The following is a 19,777-nucleotide window of genomic DNA, read 5'->3' on the forward strand; positions in this document are numbered from 1 at the left end:
CACCCGCCCTTCGTCTTAGACCGAGATCTCGGAGTTCCGCCATGACGTTCGACCGCCGTACCTTCCTCCGTCGCGCCGGCCTCGGCGCGGCCGGAGCCGGTGCCCTCGCCGCGGGTCTCACCCCTGCGGCCGGCGCCCAGTCATCCATTCCCGAGCCGCTCGGCGCGCTCCCCGGCGCGGGCGCGGGCGTCCCGATCGGCACCCTGCTCGACTACGCGTCGGGCCCGCCGTCGGCCGCGTCCGTCCGAGCGGCCGGTCACATGGGCGCTGTGCGGTACTGCTCGAACCGCCGTCCCGGGGCCGAGTGGATGACCGGCAAGCCGCTCCTGCGTCGTGAGGTCGACGACTTCCGGGCGCACGGCCTCAACATGGTCTCGTGTTACCAGTTCGGCAGGGAGGCCACCGCCGACTGGAAGGAGGGCGCCGCGGGCGGCGACCGCCACGCTCCCATCGGACTCGGTATCCACCGTTCGGCGGGTGGCCCCGGCGGCGTGCCCATGTACGTGGCCATCGACGACAACCCCACCCGGTGGCAGTTCGACAACCAGATCGCCCCGTACCTCGAGCGGTGGCGCGTCCACCTGCACGGCGCGGGGATGAAGCTCGGCGTGTACGCCAACGCCCCGACCATCGACTGGTGCCGGCAGCGTGGGCTGGGCCAGTACTTCTGGCAGCACGACTGGGGCTCCGGGGGGCGCCTCAACCCCAGCGCCACGATCCATCAGCTCCCGATCCGTCAGCAGGTGACGGTCGGGGGCGTGGTCTCGGACCTCAACCGGGTCTACGCGATCGACTACGGCCAGTGGTGGCCGACGGACCCGGCCGCCCTCCTCGGCGCCGCCCTGGGCAGCGTGGGCTGAGTCCGCTCGCACCACGGCGGGCCCGCTCACACCACGGCCCGCTCGCCCCCCCGGCCGGTCGCAGCGCACGACCGGCGGGGGGTCGCCACCCGGTCCGGCTAATCGACGGTGATCTCGCCCATCGTCCCCCACTGCTCGCCGTCGACCGTCGTGTTGATGATCCGCGGGGTGCGCTGGAGGTACTGCGCGGCGGAGCCGGTGAACTCCGTGAAGTGGGCTGATCCCACGTGCTGGGCCGGAGCGTCTCCGTCTCGGAACGCCTCGCACAGCATGAAGGTGGTCGGGGCGTCGGGCGAGCGGTACCAGTCGAACCACAGGTTGCCGGGTTCGGCCCTGGTGGCCTCGGTGAAGTCCCGGGTGATCTCGAGCCACGAGTCGGCGTACTCGGGCTTGACGTCGAATACCACGTTGATGAGCATCATGACCCCATCCTGCCCGAGCCGGCGGGACCGGTGCGACCGGCCGTGAGTGCCGCGCGCGCTGTGCCGGATCGGCGAGGTGACTCGACCAGCAGAGCGGAACGGGCCTACCCTGTACCGGGTGACCATCGAGCTGAGCATCGAGAACCCCTGCGTCCCGCGGACGGAGGCCGACGCCTCCGTCCGCGCGGTCTGGGACCGGTTGTCCGTGGACGCCACGCAGAGTCGCGACGAACCCCTCATCGCCGGCCTGGTCCTGGATCTCGTCGACGGATGCGACGACCTGGGGGAATCCCTCGCGCGACTCGCGGCCTCGCGGATCGCGACCCCCGAGATCGGCCGGCACGTCCTGGAGAAGGAGATGCGGGCGGTCCTGGTCGACCATCCCCACGTGCTGGAGGCGGTCGCTGCCGATCTCGTGGTGAGCTTCGAGCGCAACCCGGCCTACCCCAACTACCTGGTGCCCTACCTGTTCGCCAAGGGTTTCCTCGGGCTGCAGATCCACCGCGTCGCGCATGAGATGTGGAACTCGGGACGGGTGATGGCGGCCTCCTTCCTCCAGAGTCGGGTCTCCGAGGTCTTCGCCATGGACATCCATCCGGCGGCGCGCGTGGGTTCCGGGATCCTCGTGGACCACGCCACCGGCATCGTGGTGGGCGAGACCTGCGTGATCGGTGACGGCGTCTCGATCCTGCAGGGCGTGACCCTCGGGGGGACGGGCAACGAGGACGGCGACCGCCACCCCAAGATCGGCTCGGGGGTGCTGCTGTCGGCCGGGTCCATCGTGTTGGGCAACGTCCACGTGGGCGACTGCTCGCGGGTGGCCGCCGGATCTGTGGTGCTGGACCGGGTGCCGCCGCACACGACCGTCGCCGGGGTGCCGGCCAAGGTGGTCCGGCGTCATGCGGATTCGTTGGTCCCCGCCGACCAGATGGACCACGACATCGACCCGGGCGCCGAGTAGGCGTCGCGGGCAACGCTGTAGACCGGCACTCAGGCGGAGGGCACTGCATGCGGGTACTCGTGGTCGACGATGAACCGGCGCTCCTCGAGAGCGTCCGGCGTGGGCTCGCCGCCGGGGGATGGGCGGTCGAGACGGCCCCGGACGGGGAGGCCGGCCTCGAGATGGCCTCCGACGGGGACTTCGACGTGGTGGTCCTCGACATCATGATGCCGCGGCGCAGTGGCTACGAGGTGGTGCGCGAGATGCGCCGCCGCGAGATCTGGACCCCCGTGCTCATGCTCACCGCCAAGGACGGGGAGTACGACGAGGCGGACGCGTTCGACCTGGGCGCCGACGACTACCTGGTCAAGCCGTTCTCGTTCGTCGTCCTGGAGGCCAGACTCAGGGCGTTGGTCAGGCGAGGGGCCCCCGAGCGGCCCGTCTCGTTTGTCGCAGGTGACCTCGAGGTCGATCCCGCCGCGCGGGAGGTGCGTCGGGGTTCCGAGCGGATTCCGGTGACGGCGCGGGAGTACGCGGTGCTGGAATACCTCATCCGGAACCGGAACCAGGTCGTGTCCAAGGCACAGATCCTGCGGGCGGTGTGGGACGCCGCGTACGACGGAGACGACAACATCGTGGAGGTCTACGTGGGGTATCTCCGCCGGAAGATCGACGCTCCCTACGGCACACGCGCGATCGAGACCGTGCGGGGGCAGGGCTACCGACTGGTGGACAGCGAGACGGCGAAGGCCGGGGGCTGATCGCCCCCGGCCCCCAGCCCCACTCTCCGGGGTGCGCCCCCAACCCGGTCAGTCGGCCAGCGCCAGCGCCTGCCGGTAGGTCAACTTGCCGCCGGTCTGCATGATCGACCGTCGGTAGACCCGTTCCGCGACCACCATCACGGCCCCGGCGGCGATCAGGGTGATCACCGCGGCGATGACCGGCTCCCACCAGTGGGCTGTGCCCTCGACCAGACGGATCGGCATCGTCACCGTCGACATGATCGGCACGTACGAGCCGATGACCTGCCACGTGCCCTGGAGGAACAGTCCTGCGAAGGACGCGATCATGATGAGGGTGAGCAGGGGGGACGAGGTGGACTGGACGTCCTCCGCCCGGGTTGCCAGCGCCCCGGCGACGGCGAACAGGCAGGCCAGTGCCACGAAGCCGATCACGAACAGTACCAGGTACCAGCCCGCGGCGCCGGCCAGGGACGGCAGGAGCGCCGAGTAGTCGGTGAACGTCAGACCGATCAGCCCGATCGCCACGAAGATCGCCATCTGGCCCAGTGCGAGCGCCGTGGCTCCGACGACCTTGCCGACGAGCAGTTGGCGCAACGGGATGGCGGCGGCGAGGATCTCGACGATCCTCGACTGCTTCTCCTCGACGACGCTGTTGGCGATGGCGTAACCGAAGAGGATCGCGGCCATGTAGAAGAGGAAGACAAAGACGAACCCGGCGACGAGCTGGACGCCCTCGTTCGCGGCCCCGTCCGGGTCGAGCAGTCGTTCCTCGACGACGGACCCGGCGGTCAGCTCGGCGACGGTGGCGCCCACGGCGGCCGCGTTGCGGTCGAGCGCGTCCGCGGCGACCACGGAACCCACCGCGGCGGCGATGCCGGGGTCGACCCCGTTCGACCCGACGAGGGTCCATGCCCCGGGCCTGCCGAGGAGCGCCGCGTCCGCGTCGCCGTCCCGCACCGCCTGTTCGGCGGCGGCGGGGTCGGCGACCTCGGTGACGGACAGCTCGATCGGGGGAACACCCGCCTGCGCGCCGGACCCGGTCCCCTCCTCGGTTGCTTCGCCGTCCGGGGTGGCCGCGGCAGCTGCGGCGTGCACGATGGCCGAGGCGTCGTTGGAGGCGACGGCGACGGTCTTCTCATCGTCGCGCCCGCCGAGGAGGAACGACAGACCGAAGGCGACGACGAAGATCGCGATGGTGGTCAGGGTGGAGATGATGAAGTTGCGATCGCGGAGTTTGACCATGATCTCGCGACCGGCGACGATTCGCCAGGCGGACTCGGTCGCCGGCGGCCGGGTGGGGGTCGTGGATGTCATGACGTCACCTCGCGGTAGATCTCGGAGAGGGTGGGAACGACTTCGGCGAGCTCGCGGACGCTGCCGCGCGCCATTGCCTCGCGCAGGACGAGGTCGGTCACCTCGGGGCGGTCGAGATCCAGCAGTGCGGTGGGGCCGTCGACGTCGACGACGTGGACGCCCGGCAGGCCCCGGACCCACCCGGCGTCCGTACCGGCGACCAGCCGGTGCAGGACGCGCCCGCGTCGGCGGAGGTCGTCCACCGTCCCGTTGGCCACGGCCCGCCCGCCCGCCAGCACGACCAGGTGGTCGCAGAGGCGTTCCACCAGGTCGAGCTGATGCGAGGAGAACAGCACCGGCACACCCTGGCTCGTGTAGTCGCGCAGCAGGTCGACCATGGAATCGACCGCGACGGGGTCCAGGCCCGAGAAGGGTTCGTCGAGAACCAGCAGTTCGGGCTCGCCGATGACCGCGGCGACGACCTGGACACGCTGCTGGTTGCCCAGGGACAGCGATTCCAGTTTGTCCGCGGTGCGGTCGCCGAGTCCGAACCGGTCGAGCAGCTCCGTCGCCGAGCGCCGAGCCCCCTCCGGGCTGCGCCCCTGGAGCCTGCCGAGGTAGACGAGCTGGTCGAGGATGGGCTGCTTCGGGTACAGCCCACGCTCCTCCGGCATGTACCCGAAGGTGCGACGATCCGCGACGGTCACCTCCCCGCCCTTCCACATGACCGTGCCCGCGGAGGGCTGCAGAACGCCCATGATCATCCGCATGGTGGTGGTCTTCCCGGCGCCGTTGCCGCCGACGAATCCGGTCATCGCGCCTCGCGGGACCTCGAATCCGACGTCGTCCACGGCGAGGGTCTCCCCGAAACGGCGGGTCAGCCCGTCGAGTTTCAGCATGGTGTCCTCCCTGGTGTCCTGTACCGCGTCCACGCTATGGCTCCAGGGCGGTCCGGCGGATCAGCCGGGAGGATGACATCTCCGGGGAGGGTCGGGCGGGCCTCCCCCTCAGGGGGGAGACGGAGGACGCGGGCGGACGGCCGTCGGTTCGTCGCGGCTCACTCGCCGGGCTGGACCAGACCGGCCTCGTAGGCCAGGACGACCGCCTGGACGCGGTCGCGGAGGTGGAGCTTGGACAGGCACGCGGACACGTGGGTCTTGACCGTGGCCTCGCCCACGACCAGCGTGCGAGCGATCTCCGCGTTGGACAACCCCCGGGCGACGAGTCGCAGGACCTCGGTCTCCCGGGCGGTGAGCTCGTCCAGTGCCGCCGGACGGGATCCCTCGGGCGCGGGTGACCCGTCGCCGGGGTCCGGTGCCGTGGGAGCGGTGAGCCGTTCGATGACCCGGCGGGTGACCTCGGGCGCGAGCAGCGCGTGGCCGTGCCCCACCGCGCGGACCCCGTCGACCAGATCCTGTGGGTCGGAGTTCTTGAGAAGGAATCCGCCGGCACCGGCGCGCAGTGCGTCGAACAGGTAGTCGTCCCGGTCGAAGGTGGTGAGGATCAACACCCTGGCAAGGGCTTCACCGGTGATGAGTCGGGTCGCCTCGATGCCGTCGGTGCCCGGCATCTGGACGTCCATCAACACCACGTCGGGCCGCAGTCGCCGGCACATCTCCACCGCCTGCGCACCGTCCGCGGCGTCGCCGATCACCTCGAGGTCGGGTTCCACGCCCAGCATCATCGAGAAGCCGGAACGCATGAGCGGCTGATCGTCCACCACGAGGACCCGCAGGACGGTGCTCATGTCCGGTCGGCCTCTACGTCGGGGTGGTACGGCAGGCGCACCCGTACCCGGTAGCCGCCGGTCACCCGCGGCCCGATCTCGCACTCCCCGCCGTGTGACCGCACCCGTTCGCGCATGCCCAGCAGACCCAGACCGCTCCCGGAGGTGCCGGCCCGGGGGCGCCCGGCGTCGAGGATCTCCACCTCCGCGTACGGGTTCCCGCCCGGCCCCTCACCTGTGCGCAGGACCATGCTCGCGCGGTCGGCCGTGGAGTGTCGGCGGACGTTGGCCAGGGCCTCCTGCGCGGTCCGGTACAGGGACAGTCCGACGACCGGTGGGACCTCCTCGACCGGGTGGCCGGTGCCCGTGACCACCGAGACGCTGGTGGTGAAGTCGGCCGAATCGTGGGAGGCCGCGAGGCGGCCGAGGTCAGCGATCCCGTGCCCCGCGGACCGGGAGTGATCCGGGGAGGCGGACGGATCGTCGGGGGAGGCGGCCCCGGAGCCACCGGGGGGCCGGGCGGCCGCGGTCGTGCGGTCGGCCGACCGGAGTGCGCCGAGTAGGGCGCGCATCTCCCCGACCGCCGAGCGGGAGGACTCCTCCACGGTCCGCAGGGCACCCGCGGCCGCGTCGGGGTCGTGGCCCATGACCCGTCGCGCGGCACCGGCCTGGACACCGATGGCCGCCACGTGGTGCGCGATCACGTCGTGCAACTCGCGGGCGATGCGCAGGCGCTCGTCGACCACGGCGCGGTCGCGCAGGGCCTCGGCCTGCTCCTCGATGGTCTCGGCCTGGTCGGCCAGGGCGTGGCGGCGGCGTGCACCCCGCCACGAGGCGATTCCGAGGGCGGCCGCGCCGCCGAAGTAGACGATGTTGATGAGCGCGGTGTAGACGAGATAGGCGGGAACCGGAGGGACGAGGCCCGACGAGCGGTCGGCGTCGTCGAGCGAGTCGAGGATCTGCTGCATCCCCGAACCCAGCGCGAGGTACCAGATCATCCACAACACGAGAGCGGCGGCGATCGCCACCGCGACCCCCACCAGCGCCCTCCGGTCGCGGGCCCACGCCACCGCGGAATATACGGCGATGAAGTACAGCACCTGCTGGGAGACCTGCCCCATCACCAGTGGCATCACGCTGCCGATGATCAACAGGTGCGCGGTCGCCCCCAGGCCGGTGAGGAGGGGCAGGCGGCGCCGGAGCGCGAGCAGGGCCGCCGCGCTCGCCATCGCCGTGTACTGGGCCCAGAGCGGGGCGCTCTCCCCGCCGAGCACCCCCATGCTCCGCAGGATCTCCAGACCCAGCGCCGAGCAGGCGAACATCGCCAGGGCGAGGACCGCGTCAGCCCGGAGGTAGTTCTCCGGCAACGGTCGGGTCCACGAGTCCTCGGCGTCGAAGAGGTCGGAGAGGCGTTTCTGGCGGGCCCACACGACAGACGAGCCTATCCGCTCACGGCAGGTCGGGGAGCTCCCCGAGGGTCTCGACGGGCAGATCCACGACGAACCGCGCTCCTCCCGCGGGGGAGTCCTCGACCCGCACCGTGCCGCCGTGGGACCGGGTGATCTCGGCGACGATCGCCAGACCCAGACCGGAGCCCCCCGTGCCCCGGGCGCGATCGGCGTCCAGGCGGGCGAAGCGGTCGAACACCGTGGCCCGCTGGTCGGGCGGCACCCCCTCGCCGTCGTCGTCGACGGTGATCACGGCGCGTGGTCCCGCGGGGCCCGTGCGATCCACGGTGAGCCCGATCGTCACGGCCTCATGTGCATGCCGTCGGGCGTTCTCGACCAGGTTGCGCACGACCCTCAACAGGGCGTCGGGGTCGCCGACCAGACGGGCGGGCTCCACCGTTCCGGTGACCTCGAGCCCACCCAGACCCCGGAGCCGGGCCACCTCGGAGAGGACGATGTCGTCGAGGTCCACGTCCTCGCGGCGCAACGGGACACCGCGCTCGTCGTTCTTGGCCAGCAGGAGCAGGTCCTCGACCATCGACCGCATCCGCTGGACCTCGGGCAGCAGGAGGTCGTCCACGGTCTCCACGTCGACCGGGGTACCCGAGGTCGAGGACAGTTCCAGCAGGGTCGACAGGGTGGACAGCGGACTGCGTAGTTCGTGGGAGGCGTCGCCGACAAAGGCCACCTGCGCGGTCCGTGCGGCATCCAGTCGCGCGAGCATCGCGTTCATCGTGCGGGCCAGGCGGGCGATCTCGTCCTCCGCCTCGGGCACCGGGACCCGGTCGCCACGCCCGGAGGCGGAGATCTCGGCGACCCGGGACCGGATCGACTCCACCGGCCGCAACACGCGCCCCATCGCGTGGTACACGAACACCGCCGTGGCGAGCCCGGCCACGGGAACGAAGGACAGGAACAGGATGGCGCCGGCGGCGAGAACTGTGTCGTACCGGTCGGTGTCCGTACCCACCTCCACCGCGAACGTCACGCCACCGAGGTCCACACCGACCGACGTCACCCGCAGGTCCGCTCCGCCTGGCGACTCGATCTGATACTGGGTGATCTCGCCGGCCGCCGGGGCGGGCACGGGGGGTACGTCCTCCAAGCCGCGGGTGACCTGGGCGGCGAGCAGGCGCTCCCCGGGCCCGACGATCCTCACCAGATCGACGCCTGACAAGGGTTCGGCCACCAGGTCGAGGGCGGCCCGGGGTCCGCGCTCGGAGAGGACCGCCGCCACGTCGACGGCCCGGGCCCGGTCCACGGTGTCGATCGCGTTGTGGGCGGCGGTGCGCAGCAGCAGCCACGCGCCTCCGGCCGCGGCGGCGAGAACGAGGATGACGATGGCAGTTGCGATCACCGTGGTGGCCGTGCGGATGGGCCAGCGACGGGGCGTGGTGAGGACCTCGCCGGTCAGGGGCGCTGCTCGTGGGGGCACGGCTCCATTGTGCGGCCAGCACCGGACCACCGTGCGGCCAGCACCGGACCACCGTGCGATCGTCAAGGTCCGGCAGGGCGGCTGGGTCACGCGGTGGCGTCGGTCACTGTCGACGGCTCGCGGTGGATTGGTGTCGTGTCACTCAAGTACGGTCGGGGTGTCCACCACATCGACCGACCAAGGAGAAGACAGTGAAGATCGGCATCATCCTGGGCAGCATCCGCGACGATCGGGCCGGTGCGGCGGTGGCCGACTGGGTCACGGCGGAGGCCGCGTCGCGGGAACTCGCGACCTACGACCTGGTCGACCTCAAGTCCTTCGACGTTCCGCTCCTCACCTCGGCCACCGTGCCGGGTGCCGCGAACAAGCAGTACGACGACGAGCGGGTCACCCGGTGGAGCGAGGCGATCGACTCCTACGACGCCTTCGTCTTTGTGACCCCCGAGTACAACCACGGAGTTCCCGGCGCCCTGAAGAACGCCTACGACTCCCTCGGCGAGGAGTGGGCGGACAAGCCGGTCGCCTTTGTCTCCTACGGCGCCGAGGGCGGCGTACGTGCGGTGGAGCAGTGGCGCCAGATCGTCGCGAACTTCCGGATGTTCGGCGTCCGCCAGCAGATCTCGCTGAGCCTGTTCACCGAGTTCGGCGACGAGGGCCTCCAGCCGAACGATCGGCGCGCGGGGGAGCTGGCCACCCTCTTCGACCAGCTCGAGGACGCCGCCCGCCGGTTCGCCCCGGTTCCCGCGGGCAGCGCCTGACCGTCGCCCCGCCTGGCTCGCCCCGCCCGGCTCGCGCCGGGTGAACGACCGCCGGCCCGCCTCCATCTGGAGGCGGGCCGGCGGTCGTGTCGATGCGGATCAGCCGAGTGCGGCCAGGGCGGAGTCGTAATCGGGCTCGGTGGTGATCTCGTCGACGAGCTGGGTGTAGACCACCGAGCCGTCGGCGTCGAGCACCACGACCGATCGTGCGCACAGGCCGGCGAGGGGGCCGTCCGTCATCTTGACGCCGTACGCCGAGGCGAAGTCGCTGCGGAAGGTGGAGCCCGCGGACGCGTTCTCGATCCCCTCGTCGGCGGAGAACCGCTTGAGCGCGAACGGGAGGTCGGCCGAGACGTTGATGACCGCGGTGTTGTCCAGGTCCGTGGCCTTCTCGTTGAAGGTCCGGACCGACTGGGCGCAGACACCCGTGTCGACGCTCGGGAAGATGTTGAGCACGACACGCTTGCCCGCCAGCGACTCCGAGGTCACGGGCGCGAGGTCGGTGCCGACCAGGTCGAAGGCCGGGGCGGTGGTGCCGACGGCGGGGAGCTCGCCGGACGTGGTGACGGGGTTTCCCTTGAATGCGGTGGTTGCCATGCGTCCGTTCTACCCGACCGGGGGAGAGGGAGGCGCGGGGACCGCCTGACCTGTCTGGTCGACCGCCCGCCACAGGTACCAGGACGCGACCGAACGGTACGGGGCCCAGGCCTCGGAGCGGCTGAGCATCTGGGTGGCGGTGGCCGGTCCGTCGACTCCCGTGACCCGTTCGAATCCCCGGCGGATGCCGACATCGGCCACCGGGAACACGTCGGGTCTGTCCAGCAGGAAGATCAGCAGCATCTCCACGGTCCACCGGCCCACCCCGCGGACCGTGGTCAGGGAGTCGATCACCTCGTCGTCGTCGAGCCCCCTCAGTTCCGTCAGGGTGGGGATCCGTCCGGTCCCCACCGCGTCGGCCAGGTCGCGGAGCGCGGCGATCTTGGGGCGGGAGACCCCGCACGCGCGGATCTCGTCATCGGAGAGCGAGTCCAGGAGAACGGGGTCGAGGTGTCGGGGCCCGGCCGCCCGCTCCCGGAGGCGGCCGGCGATCGTCGCCGCGGCCTTGACCGACAGTTGCTGCGACAGGATCGAGGAGGCCAGTCGGTCGAACAGGGCGTGCGGCCCGGCAGCGGGGGCGGGTGCGAGGGTGCACGGACCGACGGACTCGATGTGGCGTCCGAGCTCGGGGTCCGCCCGGGAGAGGTACCGGACGGCGGCCGGTCTGTCGTATCCTTCGGGCATGCCGAGCACGTTACCCGGCGGTTTTTCCACCATCCTGCCTCACAGGTAACAGCGGTACCGTGTCCGACGATAACTATCGGGTCACGAAATATATTCATCGTTATCGGGGGAGGAACGCCATCGTGCGCAGGACACACACCCGTCTCGTCGCGGCCGCGGCCGCGGCAGCACTCACGCTGACGCTGGGCGCCGGAGTGGGGACCGCGTCGGCCGGCTCCGCGGAGATGCCGTCGGGCACCGCGCTCTACAACGGACTGACCATGGTGGGGTGCCAGTACGTCGACCCGTCGATGCTCCAGATGTGCGGCGGCCTGGACGTGCTCACGAGTGACGATCCGGCGGTGCTCACGATCAATCCGTTCACCACCGACATCGTGATCCTGGGCGCCGGACTGTATCCCGACGGGGGCATCCGGCCGGTGCTCGAGGAACGACTGCGGACCGGTTACCGGCTGGCACGGCAGTACCCCACCGCCCGAGTGATCGTGACCGGCGGCGTTCCGCAGAACGGCCGCACGGAGGCCCGCGCGATGGGTGACTGGCTCCGCGGGGCGGGCATCGCGCCGTGGCGGATCACCGAGGAGGGTAACTCCAACTCGACGGTCCAGAACGCGCAGTTCACCGACCGGATCTTCCGCGAGCGCGGGACCACCGGTGCGGTCGTGGTCTCCACCGAGAACCACGTGCAGCGCGCGGTGCTCAACTTCCGGCAGGCGGTCGACGGGCGCATCCCGGTGACCGGCGTGGTCGCCCGGGACTGAGCCGCGGTCGGGAACAATTCCCCACGCGACTGAGTTGTATGACGTGACAGCAATTACCGTCCCGTCATAGGAGAAGCCAGTGTCCGCCATCCGTCAGGTAGTCCCGCTCGGTGCGCAGTGGCCGGGCGTCGATCCGTTCCTGTTCGCCGTCCACCACCGCGACGAGTTCCCCCCGGCCGAGGGGCGGACCATGCGTCCCGCGGCCTCGCTCGAGGGGCGGTCCATCGGAGGCGACTTCTCCGGCAAGGACGGGTGGTCCATGTACCACGGCTCCGAGGTCCCCGGCTTCCCCCAGCATCCGCACCGTGGCTTCGAGACCGTGACGGTGGTCCTCGACGGCGTGGTGGACCACTCCGATTCGCTGGGCGCCGCCGCGCGATTCGGACACGGCGACACCCAGTGGCTCACCGCGGGCGCGGGCATCGCCCACTCGGAGATGTTCCCCCTGCTGGACCCCGACGCACCCAACACCATGGAGCTGTTCCAGATCTGGCTCAACCTCGCTCCCGAGGACAAGTCCGCCGAGCCGTACTTCGACATGTTCTGGTCCGAGGACACGCCCGTCGTCGTCCGTGGCGAGGAGGGATCCGCCGCCCGGTTCCGGGTGATCGCCGGTGAGGTCGACGGGGTCCGGGCGCTCGACCCCCCACCGCACTCCTGGGCCGCGCGTCCGGACAGTCACCTCGCCATCTGGATCGTCACCCTCGACCCCGGTGTCAGTACCGAACTCCCGGCGTTCGACCCGTCCGCCACCCGCGTCCTCTACAACTACGGGGGCGACCTCACCGTCGACACGCAGCGACTCGGCTACGACGCGGCCGTGTTCGCCCCCGAGGCCGTCACGGTGACCGCGGGACCGGACGGCGCGGCGTTCCTCGTGTTGCAGGCCCGGCCGATCGGCGCGCCCGTCGTCCAACAGGGGCCCTTCGTCGGCACCACCCGCCAGGACATCGTCACCGCCATGGAGGAGTACCGCGCCGGCGTGTTCGGGGCCTGGCACCTGGATCGGAACGATCCCGTCCACGCGCACGGGGAGACCCGCTTCGCGAGGTACCCGGACGGCAGTGAGAGGCGGCCGGTCGGTTCCGTCTGAACCACCCGGGCGCGGCTCCGGCCGAGCCTCCCGGCTCGACGCTCACCCGGGCCAGTGGCCGGTGCGAAGCAGCTCCACGCTCTGCGACTGGTCGAGCAGCGGCTGGCGCATCTGGTCCTGCAGGAACTCCAGCAGCGCCTCCGAGAGCGGGGAGTTGTCGGAGGAGATGGCTCCGCGGGCCACCGCCACGTGCAGGTTCTCGGCGAAACCGTCGATGGCGGTCTGCGCCACGCAGCTGTGCGTCGACACCCCGCACACGAGCAGGTGGCTCGCGCCGAGCCGGTCCAATTGAGACCTCAGCTCGGTCCGGAAGAACGCGCTGTCCCTGGTCTTGACCACTTCCACGTGGTCCCCGTTGGCGAGCCCGTCGAGGAACCGCGCCTGATCCGTGCCGGGGAAGGCGAACCCCTGGTCGTCCTCGTGCATGTTGAGGGTCCAGGTGGAGCGGTCCTCGGCGTGCTCCGTCCGGACCAGGACCACCGGTCGTCCGGCCTCGTGCGCGGTGCGGATGAGCTCGTTCACCGCGCCGACCAACTCGTCCCGCACCGAGGCCAGTTCGGGGAACTCGAAGTACGAGTTCTGCATGTCGATCACCACGAGCGCCGTCTGGCCGTGGGTTCGATCGCCGGCGCCCCCGGCCTGTCGCCACCAGGTGTCGGCGACCTCGACCGGGGTGGTGCGCTTGTGGCGGTTGGTGTGCCAGGCCGCCTCTATCGTCTCGGCGGCCTCCTCGGGGACCTCGCGCCCCTCGAGGTAGTCGTCGATGTGGTCATAGGAGATGCCCAGTTCCTCTTCGTCGGTCTGGCCCTCGGCCTCGTCGAGGAGGTCGGCCGTGGGCACCTTGTCCCACAGTTGCCGCGGCGCCTCCAGGTGACGGAGCAGCGCACGGACCTGACTCTTGTTCAGTCCCGACAGGGGCAGGAGGTCCGCGGCACCGTCGCCGAACTTGGTGAAGAACCCGGTGACGTTCTCGGCCGCGTGGTCGGCACCGATCACGAGCAGTCCCCGGTCCCCGGCCACGGCGTACTGCGCGACCATCCGGTGGCGGGCCTTGGTGTTCCCCTTGGTGAAGTCCGTCAACTCCGTCCCGGTCGCCTGTCCGATCTCACCGTTGAGCCCGTCCACGCCCGGGGCGACGTTCACCGTGAGGGTCTCGTCGGCGCCCACGAACTCCACGGCCATCACGGCGTCGTGCTCGTCGTGCTGCACGCGGTAGGGCAGGCGCAGTCCCACGAAGACCGCCTCACCGCCGTCGGCGCGGATCCTCTCCACCGCCAGCTGTGCCAGGCGGCCTGCCAGGGACGAGTCCACCCCGCCCGAGATCCCGAGCACGAAGCCCTTCGCCCCGCTCGCGTTCAGGTAGTCGACCAGGAACCGCACCCGGCGCTCCACCTCGTCGGCGGGGTCGATGCGGGGTCGGACGCCGAGGGCGTCGATGATCTGCCGTTGTGTCGCGTGCATGGGCCCAGTGTGCTGGCGATGCCCGCGGGCCTGCCACCGGACGCCCCTCGGTGCGTGGACCCCGGGCGCCGGGCGGGGTGACCGGTCAGGCGCCGGCGTCGTGGACGAATTCGCCGACGATCCGCGGCCACAGCGCCACCTCGGACGGGGTCCGCGCCACCTCCAGGCGGGCGTCGGGGAGCAGGGCCTGTAGTTCCTCGGCCACCTCCAGCGGATGCGAGGCGTCGTCGGTCCAGGCCAGGAGGAGCACCGGGACGGCGACCTGGGCGACCTCGGCGCGCGAGGGGAGATCACTGAGGGCCGCGCCCCGGAACGCCGCGGGCAGATGCTCGTCCGCCACATCCGGGACGGTGAACGGGCGTCCGGGGTCGATCGCGGGGGAGGTGGGCGGCTGACGGGTCTTCTCGGCCCACCGGGCCCCTCCCCAGCGTTCGACCTGGCGGGCCGCCAGGTCGTAGAGGGCGGCCTGCTCGCGCCGCCACTCCCACGCGGTCGGCGGGATCCCCAGGGTGAGCGAGGCGAACCGGTCCGGTTCCGCCACAGCCGCGGTGATCAGCGTCGCCGCGCCCATCGACTGCCCGACCCCGTGCACCCGCTGGCCCGGGAAGAACTCGTCGAGCATCGCCAGGAGGTCGCGGGACAACTGTGGCCAGGTGTAGTCCGTGGGGTCCACGGACCCCGGTGACCCGCCGTGTCCCCGGGCGTCGTACCGCAACACTCGCAGGCCGTCCCGGTCTGCCGTGAGGTCCAGTCCGAACACCTCGTCGCGTCGTCGGCTCGAGGACAGGCCGTGCAGCTGCACGACCGGATGCCCGTGGCCTCTGAGGTCGTGGGCGAGGGCCGTCCCGTTGCCGCCGGCCCGGGTATGCGGCCGTCTCGTCGTCGTCACAATCCGCGCCTTTCCCCGTAACACGCCGCTCCTACCGTGCGGACCATGAGGCTCACCACCGTAACGCGGATGTCGCTCCCGACCGGCGTCGTGCACCGGTTTGCGACACATGTCACCCCAGTTCAGGGCGAGGACACGCCGCCGTCGTTCGACCAGGCGCGGCACGCCTCGCTCGGCCGTCGCGCCGGGTCGTGGATGGCGATGGCGTTCGCCCTGCCGTTCCCCGCCGACCGCGAGCAGGTGGCGCGGGCGTGGCTCGCGGTGGTCGCCCGGCACGGGACGCTGCGGACGGTGCTCGACGGTGGTGCCGGGGGTGAGGGGGGTGACAGGGGTGAGGACGAGTTGCGGCTCCGCCCCGTGGCCGTGCAGCCCGTCGGCTGGCGGGTGGAGGTGCCAGGGGACGGTGAGGACGCCCGAGCGGTGCTGCGCAGGGTCTTCGACCAGGCCTGTTGCCCGTTCGCGACGCCGTCGCACGCGCTGTGTCTCGTGGAGCCCGAGGACCCGGAGGAGCGCCCGGTGGTGGTGATCGGGCTCGACCACTCGCACGTGGACGCGTGGTCGCTGCTCGTGCTGCTGCGGGACTTCTGCTCCTGCCTGGACGATCTCGCGTGCGGCCTCGAACCGGGCACCTGCCTGGCACCGGCGGCCGCGTTCGCCGAGCACACGCGGGAACTGGCGGACAGGCCGCCCGCCCCGCCCCGTGTGCACGACCGGTGGGCGCAGATCCTCGCCGGGGGTGACATGCCGGTGTTCCCGCTCGACCTGGGCGACATCTCGACCCCGCGGCAGGAGGTCGTGGAGGTGCGGGACGTTCTCGACCCGGACGGGGTGGCGGCGCTCGACGCCGCGGCTGCGGCGGACGGCGTGCGGATGGTCGCGTTGGCGATGGCGGAGATGACGACGGTGTTCCGCAGACATGGCGGGGCCGGCCTGCGCGCGGTGCTGCCCGTCCACTCGCGCAACCACGAGAAGTGGCACGACTCCGTGGGCTGGTTCATCACCAACTCGGTCATCGAGTGCGCTGATCCCGACCCGAAGGCCTGCGCGGCAGCGGTGCGCGATGCAGTCGAGCTGGGGTCTCACGCCCTGGGTCCGGTGCTCGAACCGTACGGCGGGATGCCACACACGCCCGGGATGTTCGCCATCTCCTGGCTGGACCACCGTCGCCTCCCGATCGACGTCGACCTGAGCCTGGGGCCGCAGCACGTGTCCGCAGCCATCCGGACGGACGGGGTGATGGTGTGGTTCGTGGTCAACGGATCCGGTCTGCACGTCCGTTGCCGTTACCCGGACACCGCCCGGGCCCGCGTCACGGTGGGGGGCTGGCTGGACGAACTGTGTGCGGGGCTGATCCGGCGGTCCGTCGACGGCCAGGGGCCCCGAGCCCGGCGAGGCGTGGCCGGGCCGCGCGATCCGGACGCAGCCACGCGCCCCACGACCGGACCACACCGGTCCATCGTCCCGGCCTGATCCGGATCCTCCGCGGTTCCCGGGCTGGTGAGTCCCCGGGTCTGGGGGCCGCTACTCTCACACCTCCGGGCCGCCTGGGTTGCAGCCCTCGGCGAGCATCTGTTCGGCCGCCACCACCGGCCGCCAGGGCTCCAGATTCCAGGTCGGCTTGTCCGGTTCGAGGATCCGCGCCCACGTCCAGTGGCAGTCGAACTGCTCCCGCATCCCCGGGGTGTCCCCGTCCGGGGCGATCGTCACCACCTCCTGCCATGCCGCGTCCGCATCGAGGGGGCCCCACGCCTGCCGTCCGGCCGGGGTGGGAGCGACCTTCAGGGTGACGCCGAAGTCCGAGTCCGCCCACCTGGCCGAGGCGATGAGCGGGGCCGCAGCGGGCTGGGCCCCGGGTTCTGGGGAGGCGGCGGTCGGTGGCGCGCTCGGACGCTGCTCGGCGGACGGCGGCGCCGGCTGCGACGACGAAGTAATCTCCTCCACTGAGGGGCTCTCCCTCTGTCCCGGCCCGGTTCCGGAGCAGCCGGTCACGGCCGCGATCACGAGCGGTGCCGCGGCGGCGACGAGCGGGCGGGCGGGGCGGGAAGGCATCGATTGCAGTCTGCCAGTTGGTGGATCGTCGACCCTGTGACGAGACTCGCGGGACGCATGGGGTTGCGCGACGGGTGCCCCTGCCGCGATCCTTGGTGCTGGGGAGACCCGGTGACCGCGGAGAGTCCGTACGCCGCCCCCGTGCGAGGAGTGTTACCGATGCCCATGTTCGACTTCAGCGAGATGCAGGCCTTCTGGGACGGGATCTTCCCGGCGGTCTTTGGGCCGCTCGCGGCCTTCGTCGACACGATCGGTGCGTCCGTCGAGGGGCCCTGACCCAGCCCTGACCCAGCCCCGGCTCACCTTTGGCTCACCCCGCAGCGAGGATCCGCGCCAGGGTCTTGAGGTTCCTGGTGGTGAGGTGACGCTTGTTCTCTCGGCCGTCGAGCACCTTGTAGGCGTCGGAGGTCAGCGTCGAGCCGCGAGGGACCCGCCAGTACACGCAGCCCGCGCCCTCGGCGACCGCCTCCGTGCCGGCGGTCCTCCCGGCGCGGGCATGCGCGTCGGTGCCGGCGCCCGCGTCCGTGCCGGTGGCCGCCTCGCCGACCGCCCGGATGGCCGCGCGCATCGCGACCGTCACCCGGGTCGTCACCTCCGGGTCGTCCGAGAACACCACGTAGTCGTGGTGTTGGGGCAGCGTGTCGAAAGGGTAGGAGGACGCCATCGCCGCCACGTCGTCGAGCGCGAGAACCTGCACCACCGACCGGTAGCCGAACCTCTGCGCATAGGAGGCCTCGAGCGCCGCCCGCAGCTCGGTCACCGGCCGCTGGTCTGTGACGATCACGTTGCCGGTCGCCAGCACCGTCCTGACCGAGCTCCCGCCCGCGGCCTCGGTGCACTCGATCAGGTCGCTCATGGCGATGCGGCCGCCCTTGCCGACGTTGATCCCACGCAGCAACACCACCCTGCGGTGCCGCGGGTCGTCCGCCTCCACGGATCGAGAACTCATCCCCCGATCTTCCTCCCGGACCGGCCCCGCGCGGGTAGCTTTCCGACCATGGCAGTCTCAGTGCAGTCAGTGGTCACGATCGAGGCCGGCGTCCCCGAGATCATGGAGGTCCTCGCCGATGTCGACTCCCTCGTCGACTGGTCGAGTGCTCACCGCGCGGTCGAGGTCAGGGAGGCCGACGACGAGGGGTGGCCGATCGTCGTGTGGGAGCGGGTGTCCCAGTACGGCGTCACCGACGAGATGGTGGTGCGCTACGAGTGGTACGACGGCGAGGTGAGCTGGTCGCTCGTCGAGAGCGGTTCCCAGAAGGTCCAGAACGCCCGGTACGAACTCACGGACAACGGGGACGGCACCACCAAGGTCGTCTTTGACCTCGAGGTGGACCTCAAGATCAAGCTCCCGGGGCCGGTGGTCAAGAAGGCCCAGAAGCACATCGCGGACGTGGCCACCACGGGCCTGCGGAACGAGGTTCTCCGGCGACACGGCTGATGGCCGACCTCTCGTCCGTTCTGCCCGGCCGGACGGATGTCGATCAGGGGAACCGGCGGGAGGAGATCAGTCCCTCGGTCAGGTCCCGGCGCACCAGGTCGGGCACGGACCTGCGGCGTAGTGGTGCGCTCCCGGTGTGGGCGAGGTGCGCGATCCCGTCGAGCAGGTCGGCCATGGCCTCTCTCGGCGCCCAGGACGGTGTCCATCCGAGTTCGTCACGTGCGCGGCCGCAGTCCAGGAGGGGCACGCTGTACGCCAGGTCGAGCCACCCGCGGTCCACCGGCTGCAGTCGGGCCCGCCACGCCAGCCCGACGATCGCCCCGAGGAGTGGTAGTGGGACGTGGACCGACCGCGCGCCGAACACCTCGGCGAGATCGTTCCTGGTGAACGGTGGATCAGTCGCGAGATTGAACGGACCGGTGGCGCCCTGGTCGATCACTCTCACGAGGGCGTCGGCGACGTCTTCTGCATGGATGAGGGGCAGGCACAGGTCCCGGTCGAGCGGTAGTAGCGGCAGCCGTGGCATGAGGTGTGCCGGCAGATAGGCGGGAAGTCCGTAGCGCGTCAGTCCGCTCGCCGCCGCCCGCTGGACGATGAAACCAGGCCGCACCCGGGCCACGGGCACGGCATCGGCGCCATGGTGTCTCTCATGCTCGTCGATGAGCTTTTCGGCCGCGGCCTTGTGTCGGCTGTAGGCCGAGCTCGGCACCCCGGTCCTCGCCCAGTCCTCGTCCACGTGTTCGCCGTGGCGGCCCGGCGCGTACGTCCCCACGGAGGAGATGTGGACCAAGTGGCCCACCCCGGCCGACTGCGCGGCCTCGAGGACCGCAGCGGTTCCGCCGACCCCGACCCTCTCGAGGTAGTCGACCTCCCGGGTGGGTTGGAAACCCCAGGCCAGGTTGACCACGGTGTCCGCGTCGGCGAAATGGCGACCGAGTTCGCCGACGGCGTCCTGATCGGAGACGTCCAGCGCGTGCCAGTCGACGCCCCGGTACTCGCCGACGGGATCCGGCGGCCGCCGCACCAGCCCGACGAGCTCGTCGCCGGAGCGCGTCTCGCGGAGGCGACGGAGCAGCGCGGTGCCGACGTTCCCGCTCGCGCCGATGATGACGATCCGCATTCCGGCCTCCTCGCGCGGGAACTGCAGGGGCGTCGACGCTACCCGCCCTGTCATGACCGT

The 19,777-nt window shown here is 71.2% G+C and carries 21 protein-coding genes and 1 pseudogene; 8 read left to right on the top strand and 14 right to left on the bottom strand.

The features are described from left to right. Nucleotides 1–41 precede the first annotated feature (41 nt). Complete coding sequence (locus tag H483_RS31795) at nt 42–860, top strand: DUF1906 domain-containing protein (RefSeq protein ID WP_017837376.1); 819 nt, start codon at nt 42–44, stop codon at nt 858–860. 98 nt (nt 861–958) lie between these two features. On the opposite strand, the gene H483_RS31800 is transcribed toward H483_RS31795, so the two are convergent. After that, nucleotides 959–1,282: a putative quinol monooxygenase gene (locus tag H483_RS31800; RefSeq protein WP_017837377.1), complete on the bottom strand. Its 324-nt coding sequence runs from the start codon at nt 1,280–1,282 to the stop codon at nt 959–961. Nucleotides 1,283–1,400: 118 nt separating this feature from the next. Between H483_RS31800 and H483_RS31805 the strand changes: the two genes are divergently transcribed. Together H483_RS31805 and H483_RS31810 are read left to right on the top strand one after the other, a co-directional pair. Further along, nucleotides 1,401–2,243 carry a serine acetyltransferase gene (locus H483_RS31805; RefSeq protein WP_017837378.1) on the top strand — a complete coding sequence of 281 codons (843 nt, stop codon included), beginning with the start codon at nt 1,401–1,403 and terminating at the stop codon, nt 2,241–2,243. A gap of 47 nt (nt 2,244–2,290) precedes the next feature. After that, on the top strand, nt 2,291–2,983 hold the full coding sequence (locus tag H483_RS31810) for a response regulator transcription factor (protein ID WP_017837379.1): 693 nt from the start codon (nt 2,291–2,293) through the stop codon (nt 2,981–2,983). Nucleotides 2,984–3,031: 48 nt separating this feature from the next. Here the strand turns inward: H483_RS31810 and H483_RS31815 are convergent, their stop codons facing one another. The 5 genes from H483_RS31815 to H483_RS31835 all read right to left on the bottom strand — a co-directional run bounded on the left by H483_RS31815 (nt 3,032) and on the right by H483_RS31835 (nt 8,867). Beyond that, nucleotides 3,032–4,279, bottom strand: coding sequence for an ABC transporter permease (locus H483_RS31815; RefSeq protein WP_017837380.1), 1,248 nt, complete (start codon nt 4,277–4,279; stop codon nt 3,032–3,034). After that, on the bottom strand, nt 4,276–5,157 hold the full coding sequence (locus H483_RS31820) for an ABC transporter ATP-binding protein (RefSeq protein WP_031264972.1): 882 nt from the start codon (nt 5,155–5,157) through the stop codon (nt 4,276–4,278). Before H483_RS31820 ends, H483_RS31815 begins: the two co-directional genes overlap by 4 nt. A 158-nt stretch (nt 5,158–5,315) precedes the next feature. Then, a complete protein-coding gene (locus H483_RS31825; protein WP_017837382.1) occupies nt 5,316–6,005 on the bottom strand; it encodes a response regulator transcription factor in 690 nt (229 codons plus the stop codon). Next, nucleotides 6,002–7,414: a sensor histidine kinase gene (locus H483_RS31830; protein ID WP_017837383.1), complete on the bottom strand. Its 1,413-nt coding sequence runs from the start codon at nt 7,412–7,414 to the stop codon at nt 6,002–6,004. The genes H483_RS31825 and H483_RS31830 overlap by 4 nt, the downstream gene beginning before the upstream one ends. A 19-nt stretch (nt 7,415–7,433) precedes the next feature. Next, nucleotides 7,434–8,867, bottom strand: a complete 1,434-nt coding sequence (locus H483_RS31835; RefSeq protein ID WP_017837384.1) for a cell wall metabolism sensor histidine kinase WalK — start codon at nt 8,865–8,867, stop codon at nt 7,434–7,436. Between the two features lie 191 nt (nt 8,868–9,058). Between H483_RS31835 and H483_RS31840 the strand changes: the two genes are divergently transcribed. Beyond that, nucleotides 9,059–9,625 (top strand): NADPH-dependent FMN reductase, encoded by a 567-nt coding sequence (locus H483_RS31840; RefSeq protein ID WP_017837385.1) that lies wholly within the window; start codon nt 9,059–9,061, stop codon nt 9,623–9,625. A 99-nt stretch (nt 9,626–9,724) separates the two neighbouring features. Here H483_RS31840 and tpx read toward each other — a convergent pair whose 3' ends face one another. After that, nucleotides 9,725–10,222: a thiol peroxidase gene (gene tpx, locus H483_RS31845; RefSeq protein WP_017837386.1), complete on the bottom strand. Its 498-nt coding sequence runs from the start codon at nt 10,220–10,222 to the stop codon at nt 9,725–9,727. 9 nt (nt 10,223–10,231) lie between these two features. Then, nucleotides 10,232–10,906 carry a DNA-3-methyladenine glycosylase gene (locus H483_RS31850; protein WP_031264973.1) on the bottom strand — a complete coding sequence of 225 codons (675 nt, stop codon included), beginning with the start codon at nt 10,904–10,906 and terminating at the stop codon, nt 10,232–10,234. Between the two features lie 122 nt (nt 10,907–11,028). Between H483_RS31850 and H483_RS31855 the strand changes: the two genes are divergently transcribed. Together H483_RS31855 and H483_RS31860 are read left to right on the top strand one after the other, a co-directional pair. Next, the gene (locus H483_RS31855) at nt 11,029–11,667 is read left to right on the top strand and encodes a YdcF family protein (RefSeq protein WP_017837388.1); all 639 of its coding nucleotides are present in this window, start codon (nt 11,029–11,031) and stop codon (nt 11,665–11,667) included. 79 nt (nt 11,668–11,746) lie between these two features. After that, nucleotides 11,747–12,760 carry a pirin family protein gene (locus H483_RS31860; protein WP_017837389.1) on the top strand — a complete coding sequence of 338 codons (1,014 nt, stop codon included), beginning with the start codon at nt 11,747–11,749 and terminating at the stop codon, nt 12,758–12,760. A gap of 42 nt (nt 12,761–12,802) precedes the next feature. On the opposite strand, the gene H483_RS40595 is transcribed toward H483_RS31860, so the two are convergent. The 3 genes and pseudogenes from H483_RS40595 to H483_RS31870 all read right to left on the bottom strand — a co-directional run bounded on the left by H483_RS40595 (nt 12,803) and on the right by H483_RS31870 (nt 15,110). After that, a complete protein-coding gene (locus tag H483_RS40595; RefSeq protein ID WP_371204554.1) occupies nt 12,803–13,357 on the bottom strand; it encodes a cysteine hydrolase family protein in 555 nt (184 codons plus the stop codon). Between the two features lie 45 nt (nt 13,358–13,402). Further along, a pseudogene (gene nadE, locus H483_RS40600) lies at nt 13,403–14,221 on the bottom strand (ammonia-dependent NAD(+) synthetase); the annotation flags it as partial. Nucleotides 14,222–14,306: 85 nt separating this feature from the next. Then, nucleotides 14,307–15,110, bottom strand: coding sequence for an alpha/beta fold hydrolase (locus tag H483_RS31870; protein WP_017837391.1), 804 nt, complete (start codon nt 15,108–15,110; stop codon nt 14,307–14,309). Nucleotides 15,111–15,179: 69 nt separating this feature from the next. On the opposite strand from H483_RS31870, the gene H483_RS31875 reads away from it, so the two are divergent. After that, nucleotides 15,180–16,580, top strand: coding sequence for a condensation domain-containing protein (locus H483_RS31875; protein WP_017837392.1), 1,401 nt, complete (start codon nt 15,180–15,182; stop codon nt 16,578–16,580). 57 nt (nt 16,581–16,637) lie between these two features. Here the strand turns inward: H483_RS31875 and H483_RS31880 are convergent, their stop codons facing one another. After that, entirely contained in the window at nt 16,638–17,159 is a 522-nt protein-coding gene (locus H483_RS31880; RefSeq protein ID WP_031264976.1) for a DUF2599 domain-containing protein, read from the bottom strand. Nucleotides 17,160–17,469: 310 nt separating this feature from the next. Next, entirely contained in the window at nt 17,470–18,108 is a 639-nt protein-coding gene (locus H483_RS31885; RefSeq protein WP_042329905.1) for a DUF1697 domain-containing protein, read from the bottom strand. Between the two features lie 48 nt (nt 18,109–18,156). On the opposite strand from H483_RS31885, the gene H483_RS31890 reads away from it, so the two are divergent. Next, a complete protein-coding gene (locus H483_RS31890) occupies nt 18,157–18,597 on the top strand; it encodes an SRPBCC family protein (protein WP_017837396.1) in 441 nt (146 codons plus the stop codon). 43 nt (nt 18,598–18,640) lie between these two features. Here H483_RS31890 and H483_RS31895 read toward each other — a convergent pair whose 3' ends face one another. Continuing rightward, the gene (locus tag H483_RS31895) at nt 18,641–19,771 is read right to left on the bottom strand and encodes an NAD-dependent epimerase/dehydratase family protein (protein WP_238556315.1); all 1,131 of its coding nucleotides are present in this window, start codon (nt 19,769–19,771) and stop codon (nt 18,641–18,643) included. Nucleotides 19,772–19,777 lie beyond the last annotated feature (6 nt).

The organism is Dietzia sp. UCD-THP (genome assembly GCF_000349585.1).
GTDB classification, from domain to species: domain Bacteria; phylum Actinomycetota; class Actinomycetes; order Mycobacteriales; family Mycobacteriaceae; genus Dietzia; species Dietzia natronolimnaea_A.